The sequence below is a fragment of the Pseudomonas sp. GM74 genome (assembly GCF_000282455.1).
In the GTDB taxonomy this organism is placed as follows: Bacteria; Pseudomonadota; Gammaproteobacteria; order Pseudomonadales; family Pseudomonadaceae; genus Aquipseudomonas.
The window spans coordinates 1-17,009 of the sequence record NZ_AKJG01000160.1 but is presented as its reverse complement, the minus strand read 5'-3'; the positions used below and the strand labels follow the sequence as shown (position 1 = coordinate 17,009).

Genomic DNA, 17,009 nt, shown 5'->3' with positions numbered 1-17,009 from the left:
CGGCGACAGCAGCACCGCCAACCTGGTGCTCAACGTCTACAACAACGACGATCCGGTGACCCTCAACGGCCTCAACGTGTATGGCGGTGAGCTGACGGTTTACGAAAAAAATCTCGGCGACGGCACCAGCCCCGACACACTGGCACTGACCCAGAACGGCACCTTCACCGTCGCCGCGCTCGACGGCGTCACCACCCTGACCGTCGGCGGCATCGCCGTGGTCACCGCTGGCGTGGCCGCCGGTTTCCCGCAATCGATCACCACGCCACTGGGCAGCACCCTGACCATCACCGGGTTCAACGCGACCTCCGGCGTGGTCAGCTACAGCTACACCCTCAACGATAACGAAGCCCACCCGACTGCCGATGGCACCAACAGCCTGGCCGAGAACATCGATGTCGTCGCCACCGACACCGATGGCGACAGCGATACCGGGCAGATCAACGTCAAGATCGTCGACGACCTGCCAAGCGCCAAACCAGACTCGTCGTCGGTAGTGGAGGGCGGCAGCGTCAACATCAGTGTGCTGGGCAACGACGTCAGCGGCGCCGATGGTCCGGCGACGGTGGTTGGTGTACGTGCCGGCGGCAACACCTTGACGTCAGCCATCGGCGGGCTGGGCAACCAGATCAACGGTGCCTATGGCTACCTGACCCTCGATGCCAACGGCAACGCGGTGTATCACAGCAACCAGAATTCCGTCGGCGATCCGGGTGCCACTGACACGTTCACCTATACCGTGCGTGATTCCGATGGCGATGAAAGCACTACCACCATCACCATCGACGTCGCCAGCAGCACGATCAAGGCCAATCCCGACAGCGACGTGACGGTCTACGAAAAAGCCCTCGACCTGAGCAAGGACGGGCAGGACCTGGCCGCCGGTACGGTCACCGGCAGTGACTCGGGCAACACGGGCGAAACCGCGTCCGGGACCCTGGTCGGTTCGGTCTCGGGTGCCAGCGGCGCACTCACCTACACCCTGGTCGGCAGCGCCACCGGCACCTACGGGCAGATCCTGATCAACCCCGACGGCAGCTACACCTACACCCTGACCTCGGCACCGAAAACCTTGCCGAATGCCAACGACGGGCCCAATAGCCTGAGTGAAAGCTTTATGTACAAAGCCACCGATGCGCTGGGCAACAGCAGCACCAGCACCATCGTGGTCAACATTGTCGATGACGTGCCCAAGGCAGTGGCAACGGATCGCTCGGTGGCGGCGGTGGAGATCGATTCCAACCTGCTGATCGTGCTCGACGTCTCCGGCAGCATGGCCGACGCTTCCGGCGTGTTGGACGCGTCGGGCGCGAGCCTGTCGCGCCTGGCCCTGGCCAAGCAGGCCATCAGTGCCTTGCTGGATAAGTACGACGACCTGGGCGATGTGAAAGTGCAGCTCGTCACCTTCAGCAGCAGCGCCACCGACAGGACCTCGGTGTGGGTCGATGTCGCGACCGCCAAGACGCTGCTGGCCGGCCTCACCGCGGACGGTGGCACCAACTACGATGCGGGCGTGGCGACCATGCAAACCGCGTTCAACACCTCGGGCAAACTGACCGGCGCGCAAAACGTCGGCTACTTCTTCTCCGACGGCAAGCCCACTGCCGGCCAGGAAATCGGCACCGCCGACGAAACCGCGCTGAAAGCCTTCCTCGATGCCAACGACATCAAGAACTACGCGATCGGTCTGGGCAGTGGCGTGAGCAACGCCAACCTCGATCCGCTAGCCTACGACGGCCACAGCCACACCGACACCAATGCGGTGGTGGTCACCGACCTCAACCAACTCAACTCGGTGCTGTCCGGCACCGTGGTCGGCGCACCGGTCACCGGTTCGTTGCTGGGTGAGGGCGGCGCGTTCGGCGCTGATGGCGGTTTCATCAAATCCATCGTGGTCGACGGCACCACCTACACTTACGATCCGAAAGCCCTCAGCGGCCAGGGTTCGTTGACGCCAAGCGGCGGCACCAACCACGGCACCTTCAATACCGTGAACAACACGCTGAGCATCGCCACCAACAACAGCGGTACGCTGGTGATCAATCTCGACACTGGCGACTACAACTACACCTCGCAGAAAACCACGTCGGTGTTGATCACCGAGAACATCGGCTTCACCGTCAGCGACAACGATGGCGACCTCACCAGCTCGACGCTGACCGTGAACGTGATCCCCAACGCGCCTCCAGTGGCGGTGGACGACCACGTCATCACCAACGTGCTGTCGAGCAACATCGTGGTGCCGGGCGAACTGTTGCTGGCTAACGATACCGACGCCAATGGCGACCAACTTTCGGCGACACCCACCTCGTTCAACACCGGCTGGGTCGCCGGGGACGCGGACTTCACTGGCACCGGCGCGATCGACTTCGCCGGTCAAAACAACAACCCCGCCAACAAGAGTCTGGCCAACGTGCGCAACGCCTTTGCGGCCAACGCGGCGACCATGACGGCGCTGCTGGTGGTCAGTGGCTATCTGGGCGCCGCGAACAACTCCAATGGCAACAATGAAGACCTCATCACGGTCAAGCTGAAACAGGGTGAGACGCTCAACCTCGATCACAACCTGGACCCTGGGCACGTCACGATGGAGTATTCGCTCAACGGTGGGGCGTTCACAAGCATCGCCGATGGCGGCACCATCACCGCAAGTGCGGATGGCACTTACCAGATTCACCTGACCAACATCACCAACACCAGTGGCAGCGATGCGAATTCGGCGGAAAGCTATCAGCTGACCATGATCGTAAACTACGCCGGGGCACAGGCCGGCACCACGGACTACCACGGCACCTACACCGCCAACGACAACCATGGCGGCAGCGACTCGGCCAACCTGACCATCAGCTATCAGGGCGGCCACACCCTCACCGGCACCAGTGGCGATGACGTCCTGGTGGCGGGCACGGGCGACAACGTCATCAATGCCGGCGACGGCAACGATGTGCTCACTGCCGGTTCCGGCAACAACGAGCTGCATGGCGGCGCGGGCAATGACTTGCTCTTCAGCGGCCAGGGCAGTGACATCCTCGATGGTGGCACGGGTATCGACACGGCAAGCTATACCCACGCCAGCGTCGGGGTGACGGTCGACCTCAGCCTGCTCACTGCGCAGAACACCCTGGGTGCCGGCACTGACACCCTGACCGGTATCGAAAACCTCACTGGCTCGAACTTCAACGACACCCTGACCGGCGACAACACCAACAACGTGATCAACGGCGGTCTGGGCAACGACATCCTCAACGGCGGGGGCGGCGATGACTTGTTGATCGGAGGCCTGGGCAACAACACCCTGACTGGCGGGACGGGGGCGGATACCTTCCAGTGGCTCAAGGGCAATAGTGAGCACGATGTGATCACCGACTTCACGCCCGGCACCGACAAACTCGACCTGTCGCAACTGCTGCAAGGGGAGAGCGGCACCACGGCGTCGCTGGATGACTACCTGCACTTCACCGTCACCGGCAGCGGGCCGTCGACGGTGACCAGCATCGACGTCAGCGCCATGGCCGGCGCCGCGCCGAACCAGACCATCGACCTGGCCGGCGTCGACCTGGCCAGCCACTACGGTGTAACGCCGGGGGCGGGTGGGGTGATCGCAGGCGGGTATGACACGGCGACCATCATCAACGGCATGCTCAATGACCATTCGTTGAAGGTCGACACCGTGTAACCCGAAGCCGCAGCGACTGAACCCGCGCTCTCGATCAAACGGGAGCGCGGGTTTTTTATGGGCATTGAAAAAAAACAGGTGATTTGAGGGCAGTTTTGCGATGAACGGTCGCAATACCTGTTATTTCTGACAGTAGGCAGTTTCAGCGGACCGGCATTTAATTAAGCCCATCAGATGCGCCGATGTGATGACCGTGAAGGCAGTTTTGCACGTGACTCACTGGCCAGGCGCATTGCACTTGATTCATTGCCACGGAGTATCAGCGATGCCGTCCCCGAAATTTCCGATAGACCCAGAGCGTTCCGGGCCTGCCCACGGCGAGGACGGTATGGCCCTGCCGTTGCCTATCGTTCCGGTCATTCTCAAAGACGAGGAGGGCAATGAAAGTGCGGGTGGACTGGTGCCGCGCAGCGTTTTGAATGGTGATCTGCAGTTCACTGTACCGGCATGGAATTTTTCCACCGATCCGGTTTTTGTCGCAGACATTGTTGTCGTTGGTTGGAGGCCTGTAGGGCAAGACTTTTTTGAAGTCAGCAGATTTCGATTCCCCATCCCCATTGATCCCGGGGACAAGATCGTATCGGTACCACGGGGTGTGTTGGTTCACGGGGCCTATGACCTGTCGTACAAACTCATTATCGGGGGCAACTCGGCTGAATCCGAGATCAAGAAAATCACGGTCGACCGGATTCAACCCGATGATGGTCAGCAGCCTGTGGCGCTGCAGATGCTGGATGTCGTGGGCAACATCACTGACGACTATTTGACCCGGCACGGGCAAGTTCGCTTCAAGGTGACTAAATATGTCGATGTGCAGGCTCGGGATCGGGCGATTTACTACTGGACGGATACTCCCAATCCACCGGATTCGGAAGCGGAAATTCGCGAACAGGCCTTCAGCCAGCTGGATATCGACAATGATCAACTGATCATCACGATGTACGAGGCGGATATACGGGGTCGGGGCCACGGGGAGCGTTACATCTATTACCGGCTGCGGGACTGGGCCGGTAACCGTGGGCCACGCTCGACGTTTTTATCGCTGGTGGTCGACTTGCTCCCGGCGCCGGGCAATCTCAAGCCGCCTCGCGTGCCGTTGTCGGCCAGAGGATTGATCGACCGTCAGCACGCTCGTGAAGGTGCGGTGAACCAAGGGGCGGTAACGGTAGAAATCGATGCCTATGACAATCCCGCTGTGGGCGATGAGGTGTTGATCAAATTGGATGAAAACCCCTTGGCACCGCTGGAAGTCGACCCCGCACAGTTCCCGCTCGAGGCTCCGGTGCCTTGGTCGGTGCTGCGCGCCAATGGCCTGGGCCCAATGACGGCACGCATCACTTACAAGGTCAAACGCGGCAGTGGCGTCACGCCGCCATCGCTTGAAACGCGGGTGCCGATCGATTTGACCGTGGCCGGGCAGGACCATGCCAATGCGCCAGCGCTGCTGAATTCCACGCTGGCCCCGCTTGAAGTGTATGGCGTCAAATCCCAGACCTTGAACACCTTGCTCTCTGAGGACTTTGGTGAAGATGCCGAGGCATTTCTGACCTTGTTTGACGATCCACAACCCGGGCAGACGATCGAGTTGTACTGGGGGGCGATCAGCACACCGGTTGCGCAATACATCGTGCAGTCCGGCGACGTGGCGGGAAAAAGGGTGCCGATCACAATCCCCTGGTCTGCGATTGACCAGGACCGGGACAACCCGGCGCTGCCGGTCTACTACACCACCAGCAACGGTATCAATCAGCAGCAAGCGCGTATCACCTCGGTCCGTGTCTTGATTGTGGTCATCGAGGATCTGAAAGAGCCGTCATTCCCCCATGCGGGCAAGTTCGGTGTTCTCAATTGTTGTGCATGCCCGAGGCTCTGGAATGGGGTCTGGGTGAAAGTGGAAGGTAATCCGGCCTTCGATGAGAACGATGTCGTGACCCTGCATTGGCAAGGTTGCGCAGGGATGAATGGTACATCGCCCATTCCCGGCGTCGTTGACACGTTCGTCACGACGTTGACCGCAGAACAGGCGCTTAATGGTTTCGAAGTTCATGTGGCTGATTATGAAAAACTGATTGCACCCATGGTGAACAATGGTTCCGCCCTTTGTTATTACGACTTGAAAAAGCTCAATGGCGCAGTGGGCGTTTCCAAGAAGGATTTCGTCATCATCAGCAGGACCATGCCCAGTGGCGAAGTGTGTTCGCCGACGAATGAAACTTGTCTGGAGCCATGCGATAAGTAATCGCTTCAGTCGTTGAGTTATCGATGTTTATTGAACGTGTTTGTTCCGGTTTTCGTGGCGCGTAACCCTGCACGTTAATAAGTGTTTTTTGAATGTTGAAGTCTGTGCCTTTCGAGGTGCTGTCTGTATGCGTTTGATGTTTTTTAAGTTGCTTCTTGGCTGTCGTCAGTCAAGTGCTTGGTTGAAACACCTGGGGCAGGTAAAGCCCGTTTATTGAGTAGGAGTTGAGCTATGTCAAGTTTAGAGAAAATTACGTCCGCACAACAAAGCCGGTTGAATTATAAAAAAATTCGCCTCGCAAGCCCAAAGGTTGTCGCAGATCCACCTAAGCTGCATGCCGATAATCCGTTGTTGCCGGACACCACTGATGATCTGCCTAATCAACTGCATCGCATGTATCAAGGGGCGGCACTCAAGGTTTTAGTGCCAAGGCCAGCCGTTGCGGACGATCCGGGGAGTATTCCAGGGGTTATTCAACTGATGTGGAATGAAACTCGGGTTGGAGCCCGTTACAATTACACGACACCGCTGGATCCCGCTATTCTCGAAATTGAACTGACATTGCCGGAAAATTTGAGCAACCAACACGGAACCCATCAACTAGGTTACTACCTGAACCAAGGTGGTAACCCCACTGAAGTGACACCACTGACTATTAATGTTGATACGCAGCGTCCGGTTACCAATGGTGCGGTGATTGTTCCGCCGGAGGTGGACCGTGACGGTATTACCAAGAAGTACCTGGACGACAATGGTTTTGTGCAGATAACCCTACTTGAGTATCTAGGCAAAAAGATCGGCGATGTCATCGAGTTCTATTTTGGTAAGTCAATGGCAACTTCGATGAAGTTTGATGAGATTACACGGACCGACACCAGTGTTCCGGTAGTCTCCGACAAATTGACTGCCAGTGTGGTGGGGGAAGAGGAAGGGCAATATGCAATCTTTTACTTCATCACCAACCGAAAAGGTTATCGAAGTGAAGTTTCTCTATTCAAACAACTGAATGTCATGCTGACCGATCCGCCAGAAGGTTTGTTGCCGCCGGATATTCCGCTGTACGATAACGGCCTGATCGACCTGGCTGATGCCCAGACGCCGGTCGGAGTAGGGATCAAGGCTCAATACACCAACTTCGTGAGTGGCGATCAATTGCTGGTGACATGGGACGGTATCCCACAACCACCCAAAACGATTGTCGGGTTTCCCGTTTACGTGGATGTACCGTTCCGAGACGTATTCAATAATGACCCTGGTGAAAAAACGGTCACGGTTGAGTATCAAGTCCAGCGCGGCACGAATCGTTTTCCGTTAACTCCACTGTCTATGGATGTCGATGTGGACATGAGGAAACCGGGTGGCGTGATTGATCCTGGCAACCCAGACCCTGTTAACCCGGACCTTGATCCGGTGACGGTTCAGGGGCAGGGCGGTAATCCTGTAAACGTGTTGACAGAAGCTGACAAGGATCAGGACGTCGATGTATCGGTTGTTATTTACGAGGGGGCCAAAGATAAGGACGAGGCTCAACTTTTCTGGAAGGGCGTTCCCGTGCCGGAAGCCAATGGCGGTATATTTAAGGTGGTCGGGACTCCGGTGCCTCCAGCCAGAATTACCTGGACCATTGACTGGAGTGTTGTTGCCGACGGGAAGAACGGAAAAAAACTTCCTGTCCACTACGAAATCACACACCCGGATGTAAACGAAAACAAAGACATCTCCCCTAATCAGATCGTTGATGTCGAGATTGTTCCAGGTGTCGTTCCGGAGGCAAAGTTTCAAAACCTTGACCCTGACTTTACTGACTGGTTGAACTGCGGTTCATTGCGTCAGGATGCTGTGAAAGGTACCGTTGTCGAAGTACTGGTTGCAGGTGGCGAACCTCAACTTGCAGATCAGGACCTGGTTTTTAAATATCAGGGTTATACCGACAATGCAGGTACGGTGAAGCCTGGTACGGACCTTGAGGTTCCGTATAAACCCACCGCTCAAGAAGCAGCCGATGGTTTTATCGTGAAAATCCCTTATGCCCCTGTTTTGGCAACCGAGAATGCCTGGGGGGACATTAGCTACACCGCTGTTATCGACGGTCGCCCAGTACCGTCCGTTCCACATCTGGTAAGGGTTTACTTGATTGATCCGGGTGATGGAGGCACTTGCAAAATCACTCGACGTTAAGGCGATTTGAGTAGCCGGCGGGAGGCGCGTAATGCGCCTTCCGCTTTCGGGTGTCTTTCGTTGAACAAGTCTCTGATGACGGAGCTTTCGGAGTGAACCCTGGAATTACTCGTGGTTAAAAAAGGATTACTCCTACATTCGTGACTGCATGTACTGGGTAATGTCTGCATCCCTCGTGGTCTTTTGCTCTGTTTCATGGAAGACGTGAGGCCTTGAACAATCGGAGCCATTTTATGAACATCGGCAATAGCAAGTCGCACAAACCTGCCTTCGCAGGCCCATTTCAGATGCTGGTAGCCATACCGGCATTTTTTTTTCTGAGCCCTGCCGCATTGGCAGCCACCATCGTCGATAACACCACGCTGGACATCGATGCAACGACGCCAACCATTGACTACCTGGTGCGCAACAACGGCGTGCTCAACGTCACAGGCGCCAATACCAATGAGATTACCGCAACCGGCGGGTCGACACTAAACATCAATGGCGCGACCATTACCGCGAGAAACGGTATCGAAGGGATCACCATTACCAATAGCCATGGGACGCTCAACCAGGCCAACGTCACCAGCGATGCCCTGGCCCTGGCGGTCAATCGGCTGAGCTCCTCGACGCAAGGCTCGACGGTAACCGCCACTGGAGGTTTTTACCGCGGGGGTGACATGGGCGCTCAAGTCACAAGCTTGAGTACCCTTACGCTCATCAATACCGAAATCACCGGAACAGGCGCCAACAGCATTGGCTTGAGTGTCCTCGGCGGTGATGTGCGCGCAACCTCGGGTACTCGCATCAGCGGTGACGCGGCGGGGGTGCGCATGGCCAGAGACCCGTCTCGCTTGGGCAACAATTCACTGGTGCTGGACAATGCCAGCGTGGAAGGCCGTAACGGCGCGGCGATTGTGGTGGATACCGCTATCAGCGCGAATATCGAAGTGCTGAACAATTCCACGCTGCAAGGGAAAGACAACCAACTACTGATGATAAAAGGGGCCTCCACGGCCGCTTTGAAAGTGGCCAACAGCACCCTGCAAGGCAACGTGAGCGTCGACGGTGGCAGCACCGCGAACCTGACGTTCGACTCGGGTCACATGGTTGGCGATGTGGTGAAGGTCGATGATGCCTCGACGGCCAATGTCACCCTGCAAAACGGTTCGACCCTCACCGGCCGCCTCGACAAGGCCAACGGTGTCACCATCAACAGCGGTTCGAACTGGACACTCACCGGCAACGACAGCATCGGCACGCTGGCCATGAATGATGGTCGTGTCAGTTTTGGCGCGGCGGGTGCCCCGGCTACTTACTATCAATTGAATGTCGGGACACTGGCGGGCAACGGTGTGTTCGCCATGAAGGGTGACTTCGCCAACGGCAACCGCGACTTCCTCAACGTTACCGGTGTGGCGACGGGCGACTTCGGCCTGGCCGTGGCCGCCTCCGGGCTGGACGCGGCATCACCGCAGGCCTTGACCCTGGTGCATACCGCGGCGGGCGATGCGAAATTCTCGCTCGAAGGTGGCCCGGTCGACGTGGGCACCTGGTCCTACGACCTGGCCCAGCGCAGCACGGGGACGGGGGAGACCGAATGGTTCCTCGACCCGACCACCAAAACCGTCAGCCCCGGCGCGCGCTCGGTGCTGGCCTTGTTCAACGCACCGATCACCATCCTGTATGCCGAGGGTGCATCGCTGCGCAGCCGCATGGGCGAACTGCGTTTCAATGGCGGCAAAACCGGTTTCTGGATGCGTGGCTACGGCAACAAATACAACATCACTTCCGGTTCCGGCGTGGCCTATCAGCAGACTCAGCAAGGCCTGTCCCTCGGTGCGGATGTGCGTTTGGGCGAGAGCCAGTGGCTGGCGGGTGTCATGACCGGTTACAGCGACTCCGACCTGAACGTCGAGCAGGGCACGTCCGGGACCATCAACAGCTACTACCTGGGGCCGTACGTGACCTGGCTGGACGCCGAGACGGGCTACTACTTCGACGCCACGCTCAAGTTCAACCGCTTTCACAATGAAGCCAAGGTCAGCATGAGCGACGGCTCCCGCAGCAAGGGCGATTACCGCAACTCCGGCATCAGCGCTTCCGCCGAGTTCGGGCGCAACATCAAGCTGGACAAGGGCTACTTCGTCGAGCCGTACGCCAAACTGTCGACTGCGGTGATTCAAAGTAGCGACTATGACCTGGACAACGGCATGAACGCCGACGGTGATCGTGCGCGCTCGGTTCTCGGCGAAGCCGGTGCCACCGCCGGCCGTACCTTCAACATGAACAACGGCATGATCGCGCAACCTTATGTGCGCGCCGCCGTGCAGCAAGAGTTCATCAACAACAACCGCGTCACCGTCAACCACGACAACCAGTTCAACAACGATTTGTCCGGCACCCGCGGGGTGCTGGGGGCGGGTATTGCACTGGCGGTGACCAAGGACGTGCAACTGCATGCCGATTTCGATTACAGCAACGGTGAGAACATTGAACAGCCGTATGGGGTGAATGTGGGGGTGCGTTGGGACTTTTAAACGCTTTGGTTTGAAGGGTTCAAAAAAACGCCTCGCAATATGCGAGGCGTTTTTTATGCACGGTTATCTGAATCCAACACCGTTGGCGTAGTTACCTATTTCAGGAACGTCTTGATTCGCGGAAGTAAGAATGTTCATACATTTTCTGCTCTTAAATGGCCAAAAAGTGGTACCGGGGGTTGTCGACCAATAAAGGCGATTGCCCATGGGCCAGCGCGCACCATACGCCTCATAAAGTTCAATCAGTTCAGCATAACTGGGTATCCGTGCCCCAGCTTGATTGGCTGCTGCATTGATTCCGGCCCATGTACTGTTTCCCAGGCCCACGCAATGGATAACACCCGTGACGGTCACGGTGTAGCTCAAGGACTGATTGGCCGAATCCCGTGCCGTAATGCTAGTGGTGCCGCGACCTCTGACGGTAACCAGCCCCACTGTGTCAACGACCGCCACCGTCGTATTACTGGAGCTATAGGTGTACCCCGGTACGCCTCCGGATGCCCGATGTTGCACCGATGTTTCCGAGCCAAACGCTGGAAGGACTTCTGGGTTACCGGGAATCAGGTAGATTTTTCCGCTCAATGTCACCGGGTTGGTATTGAAGTTCAGCGGCGGGGTCGGCGAGTTGACGGTAAAACTGCGGGCATTGGAAAACTGCCCGGAACTGACCGCTTTCGCCGTGATGCGGTGTGAACCCACAGCCACGGACAGGGTGGTACTCCAGGTGGTCCCACTGGCTCGCACCGTATGTTTGGGTACGTTGTTATCGTGGATTTGAACCTCATGGTTAGGCGTGACAATCCCTTGAAGGTTCACGGTCCTATCGGTGGTACTTCCTCCATTTTGCAACTCGCCACGGGAATCCCTGACGGACGTAATTGTTGGGGCTGTATGGGCAGCCACCGCAAAGCGGTAAAGCCCAGACACCGGGCGGTCGCCGTACAGCGCCAGGGCTGTGAGGCGATATTCTTTGGTGTCCAATCCGCTAATGACCTGGCTCCAGGTTCCACTGGCATTGGCGTTTGGTCGACCCAGCGAGGTGGTGTCGTCACGCAACTCGACTTGCTGATTCGGGCTGGCCGTGCCCGTGACGGTAACGGTTCGGTCATAGGTCGTGCCGCCATTCGACACCGCTCCAGAGGCGCCGACGACATTGTTGATAACCGGGGCATCGGCCATGGTCACGGTAAAAGTCCGGGGCGGGTTGGAGATCGGGTTGTCGCCGTACAGCCCCCGCGCGATGAGTCTGTACTTCTTGACGATCAATGAATTGAGCACCTGGCTCCAGTCACCGCTGGCGTTGGCCTGAGCTTCACCCTGCGACGTCGCGTCATCGAGGAGTTGGACCCTCTGATTGGGGCTGGCCTTGCCGGTGACGGTGACGGTGCGATCAAAGGTGATGCCGTCAGGGGCAACGGTGCCTTTGGAGTCGGTGACATTGGTGATGGTCGGGGTAATCGCTTGGGCAACAGTAAAGGAGCGCTCCGCGGACACAGGTTCATTGCCATACAGCCCCCGCGCGATGAGTCTGTACTTCTTGACGGTCAATGAATTAAGCACCTGGCTCCAGTCACCGCTGGCGTTGCTTTGAGGCTCACCCAGTGGCGTTGCGTCATCGAGGAGGCGGACCTTCTGATTGGGGCTGGCTTTGCCGGTGACAGTGACACTGCGATAAAAAGTGGTGCCACCCGGGGCAACGCTGCCTTTGACGTCGGTGACGTCGGCGATCACCGGGGTTTCGGCCTCGGCCACGGTAAAGCCGCGCGTTGCGGACTCCGGTTCATCACCATACAGTGCCCGAGCCGTGAGGCTGTAGGCCTTGACTTCCAATGAATCAAGCACCTGGCTCCAGTCACCGCTGGCGTTGCTTTGAGGCTCACCCAGTGGCGTTGCGTTATCGAGGAGGCGGACCTTCTGATTGGGGCTGGCCTTGCCGGTGACGGTGACGCTGCGATCAAAGGTGATGCCGCCAGGGGCAACGGTGCCTTTGGAGTCGTTTACATCGACGATGGTCGGGGCAATGGTCTCGGCCACTCTAAAGTCGCGCGTTTCGGACACCGGTCCATCGCCATACAGTGCCTTCGCCGTGAGTCTGTAGTCCTTGACGGTCAAAGCGTTGGCTGGATGGCTCCAGTCACCGCTGGCGTTGGCCTGAGCTTCACCCAGCGACGTCGCGCCATCGAGGAGCCGGACCCATTGATTGGGGCTGGCCTTGCCGGTGACGGTGACGCTGCGATCAAAGGTGATGCCGCCAGGGGCAACGCTGCCTTTGGAGTCCGTGACATCGGTGATGCTTGGGGTAATGGTCTGGGCCACTGTAAATGCCCGAAGCAGGCTGTCCACAGGGTCGGCGGCATATTGGGCTCGCGCGACGATGTGGTAGTTCTTTACCTCAAGGCCAGTCAGCAGCTTTTCCCAAATGCCATCGGCACCGACGTTGGCTAACCCCTGTGAGCTGGAACCGTCAAACAACTCAACGCGTTCACCACGGGTCGCCGTGCCTTTAACGGTCACTTCCTTATCGAACGTGATTCCACCCTCCGCAACCGGGCCTGTCGAGTCAATCACATCAGTGATCACTGGTGTCAGGTAGTCGTACCGGGTTTTGACGGTCAGTTCCAGCAGCGGAAACTCGATGGCCGTGGGTTCTTGCGAATCGCCATCGAAGGTCACCTTGCAGATCACGGTCGCCGGTGAGGCATGGCCCAGCTTCAGCAGTTCGGATCTGAGGAGGGTTTCATTGAGGCCGTTGACCAGTTGTGTCGACGTGATCTGCGCACCGTCGAGCAGTGTGATCGTGTGAGTCGCTCCGGAAAGGCTCTTGCCTTGCAGCCTGAGCCAAACGCGCTGCTTGAGCGCGATAAATGGCCATTTATCGACAGTGACTCGGGCATCGCCGGCAAAGGTCATCAGGTCAAGGATGCCGTTGGAGGCCTGGGGCACTTGTGGGCGCGGAAGCTGGTTATCGGGATCTTGAAACCTCAACACATTGAGGGTCAGCAAATCGGATGCTTTCCAGAAGTTGTAGCGTTTGACCTCATAAGACACTGCAACGCTTTTACCAATGTTCGGTCCTACGATGGAGGCCGGCAGAGAGAACTTCACCTGGCCACTGGCGTCTGCCGGTAATTCCAGATCTTCCGACGTGCCCGCACCGGGTGTGCCGCGCCACTTCAAAGCAATGATGTCCAGTGCCGGGTTCATGTTTGCGTATTTAACCGATACCTCCACACCCAGGATTGCATTCATGGGATCAAGCTCGGCATCTGGGGCCTGAATCACCTCCGGTGGCGGGAGATCCCCCACCAGTTGGCCAATCAACAGATTCAACGTCGCCGAGTAACTCGTCAGGCCGGTGCTGGCGTGTTTGAGGGTGTACCTGACCTTGACGTACTGCCCGATGTTGTCCGAGACAAACCGGGCATCGACCCGAAAATTCACCGGTTGTCCGGCGATGACGCTGGTGATCGGCAACCAGTCGCTGGTGCTGGTGCCCGAGCTGATACCGGTCCAGTAATACGTCAGAATGTCATCTTTGACCGTCCCAAGGTATTCGATCAGCACCTTGGCGTGATCGAAGATTTTCGACGGATCCAGCACATCGTCTTCGGCCCCCTCCACCTTCGGCGCCGGCAGTGTGGCGCGAATGGCCTTGACCTCAACCAGCAGGTGCTCGGACTCGCTGACCCCATGAATGGCCACTTCATCGTTGGACACTACGTAAGACAAATCAAGCCTGCCGTCAGCCAGCACGGCGATGTGTTCACCCAGCACGTAAATCGTGATTTTCTTACGCTCGGCGTCTCCCTGGCTGACGGTGTACTCCTCGCCATGGACATAGGGCTGGCCATTGGATCGGGTGCCGAGCCATCTCAGGTGGATGAAGTCACCGTTGGTCATCCCCGGGTAAGTGATGTCGATGGTGGCCATGCCGTTGTCGGGTTCGAGGAGGTTGCCGACCAATTCCCGGATCTTCGGCGCCGGATGCGCATACACATCGCCGACCACGTTGGCGAAGGTGCGTTTGGAGGAGAGCGGTGGACCGCCATTCAGTTTGGTCAGGACGTAGGAGACGTCGGCCGAGCCCATGGCGATGGCGCGGACGTCAGCGTAAGGCACCTTGAACTCCTTGACATACGGGATGTTGTCCACAATCCAGGTGTCGGTGTAAGTCAGCGGATTGCCGGTTTGCGGCGTGCCAACCCAGGTCATCGTGACTGTATCGCCCATTTCGAAATCAGTGCTCAGGATCAGGACTTGTACTGTCACGTCTTGCTGGTTCAGTTTCTTGAGGTCGATCACGCCGTTGACCGACTCATGGATGATCGCCGGATCCAGGCGCCAGGCGCCTGCCTCCACACGTACATAGGTGGATTGCGACCATTGTTCGGAGTAGTTCCAGACTTCGTCGTGGACCTCGTATTGCACCAACAGCGCTGCGCTGTCGCCGCCCGCCAGAATGTCGGCCTGCGTGGCGGTGATCACGATAGGGTCGGAACCATCAGCTTGTGCCACCGTGACAACGTGAGGTGTCAGATAAGCGCTGCCCCATTTCACCAGGATCACATCGCGCACGGCGATGTTCGGGTACACGCCGATGGTCATGGGCACCCCCTTTGCCGCCCACTCGGCATCCACGCCATTGCGGATGACATCCTCCGGCAGTTGCGCAATATGCAATTCGGAATGGCCCGGCAAATGCGGGTCCTTATCGCGCCCGGCCGGCCGATCCAGTTTCACCAGCAACCGCAACGGCACGGCCGGGTCATCGGGTTCGGTTTCACCCTGGCGGGTCAGCACGTAATAGACCTCCTCGACCCAGCCGGAAACAATGGACTCGGCAGGCAGGAAGAAAAACACGGTCTTGTCGACGTCATCTTCCTCGACAATCCGGGTAAGGAGTTTCTCGGTGCCCCAGTAGATATCCAGCGTATCGCCGGCGAGCATTGGAAAGCTGTAAGCGTTGATGGCACACAACATCCCCTCGGGGCTGTCGTAGACGGCCTGGATGTTGATGCCACCGTCACCGTCAGCGACCGGATGCGTCATGCCGGCAACCAGCAAGGGGCGCAGAGCAAGAGGGGAAATGGCGGCGGGGAAAAGCGGAAACAGAAACGAGCGAAAATGCGACATGGAAAAAGCCCTCGTCGATGTGATGCTATTCAGACACGAATAGATCGCTCGATTGGGCCCCAGACCGGGAGGGTTGGCTACTGTCAGAAATAACAGGTGAGGGTGGGTTTTCGATGAGTGGTAGGGGGGAGTGCAAGGTGCCTGCCGAAGTCGGTCGCTGATATGTCCAGGCCGTTTCACAATTAATCCGCACCATCTCATTCCGGGACCAAACACCTACGAAGCGTTGTTGCCGTGGAACTGCTCACCGGAAATGCCACGGTAAACGCACCTGATGACAGGTGTGCTTCGTGGATCGGATACGGAGGTAGTGCCTTTGTGTTGTGATGTTTCTCTTGGCCAATGATACTGGCGTAATGTCCGCAATGAATTCCGGGAGCACGGCGAAAGTAAGTGGTGTCGATATCTACCTTGTGTCATATGGCATTTTAGCAAAAACTCCTTTTCTTTACATCGGATACGAAGTCCAAGGTAAAGCCTTATATTTGGCCGAGTTTGGCGGCAGCGCATTCCTGGATTCGTGAAGGGTATGAGGCAACACCTTGCCGAATAGACCAGGTGTTGCGTTCATACTTTGAACTAAATGGATTGGTGTATGTTTCTATGTATTAATTCAAATAACTGATGAGTCACGCTTTTATATAAAAATAATCAATATGTCCCGGCCGATTAGCTCCTATGCTCTGATCAATCTCTATATAGGAAATTTTATGTTCGCCTGGAGCTTGGAATTCGACCCAGCTGGGGGGCGGTAGAGAGCCATCACCACCATAACCATAGGGCGGACGACGCTCGCCTAAATGCGTGTCATTCGAGTTATAGAACCTTAAAATTGTTAAGCTGAAACAAATCATGGAAAATCTAACATAGGAATATTCTGACTTCAATGTGATGCGAGCAGTACCGCGAGCAAATATGAGCAATACATTTCCATCCGTTATTCCGGGGGTAGGAACGAGGGGGGTGTTGATTCCAATAGTAGTATTTGATGATGTGATTATCATTGTTGGGAGTGTTAATGGATTGCCCGGCCTAACATCTTGGTGGTGGTAACCATCAAAATTATCTAACAACATCTCATTGACTACGCGAAAGGTTCGCGGAACCGAAGTCTGACCCGAACCGTACAGCGCCTTGGCGGTGAAACTGTGGGCCGTCTCGCTCAGGCCGGAGACCAGCAGTGTCCAGATTCCGGTACTCGGGTCAGCCGTCGGCTGGCCTTTGGAAGCGGTGCCGTCAATCACTTCGACCTGTTGGCCCT

At 57.2% G+C, this 17,009-nt stretch carries 5 protein-coding genes and 1 pseudogene; 4 read left to right on the top strand and 2 right to left on the bottom strand.

What is annotated here, in order from left to right; genetic code table 11:
• From PMI34_RS01980 to PMI34_RS01995, 4 genes are all read left to right on the top strand, one after another.
• A partial coding sequence (locus tag PMI34_RS01980) for a beta strand repeat-containing protein (protein ID WP_008053825.1) occupies positions 1-3,676 on the top strand: 3,676 nt, incomplete at its 5' end.
• A 328-nt stretch (positions 3,677-4,004) separates the two neighbouring features.
• Complete coding sequence (locus PMI34_RS01985) at positions 4,005-5,915, top strand: hypothetical protein (protein WP_032829923.1); 1,911 nt, start codon at positions 4,005-4,007, stop codon at positions 5,913-5,915.
• A 231-nt stretch (positions 5,916-6,146) separates the two neighbouring features.
• Positions 6,147-8,093, top strand: a complete 1,947-nt coding sequence (locus PMI34_RS01990; protein WP_008053822.1) for a hypothetical protein — start codon at positions 6,147-6,149, stop codon at positions 8,091-8,093.
• Positions 8,094-8,380: 287 nt separating this feature from the next.
• Entirely contained in the window at positions 8,381-10,615 is a 2,235-nt protein-coding gene (locus PMI34_RS01995) for an autotransporter outer membrane beta-barrel domain-containing protein (RefSeq protein ID WP_238538841.1), read from the top strand.
• A 63-nt stretch (positions 10,616-10,678) separates the two neighbouring features.
• Here the strand turns inward: PMI34_RS01995 and PMI34_RS27740 are convergent, their stop codons facing one another.
• Together PMI34_RS27740 and PMI34_RS28880 are read right to left on the bottom strand one after the other, a co-directional pair.
• The gene (locus PMI34_RS27740) at positions 10,679-15,748 is read right to left on the bottom strand and encodes a hypothetical protein (protein ID WP_008053820.1); all 5,070 of its coding nucleotides are present in this window, start codon (positions 15,746-15,748) and stop codon (positions 10,679-10,681) included.
• 629 nt (positions 15,749-16,377) lie between these two features.
• Positions 16,378-17,009, bottom strand: a pseudogene (locus PMI34_RS28880) (hypothetical protein); the annotation flags it as partial.

Coding starts and splice junctions, on each gene's coding strand:
- PMI34_RS01995 (WP_238538841.1), top strand. CDS start 8,381: ATGCTGGTAGCCATACCGGCATTTTTTTTTCTGAGCCCTGCCGCATTG.
- PMI34_RS01990 (WP_008053822.1), top strand. CDS start 6,147: ATGTCAAGTTTAGAGAAAATTACGTCCGCACAACAAAGCCGGTTGAAT.
- PMI34_RS27740 (WP_008053820.1), bottom strand. CDS start 15,748: ATGTCGCATTTTCGCTCGTTTCTGTTTCCGCTTTTCCCCGCCGCCATT.
- PMI34_RS01985 (WP_032829923.1), top strand. CDS start 4,005: ATGGCCCTGCCGTTGCCTATCGTTCCGGTCATTCTCAAAGACGAGGAG.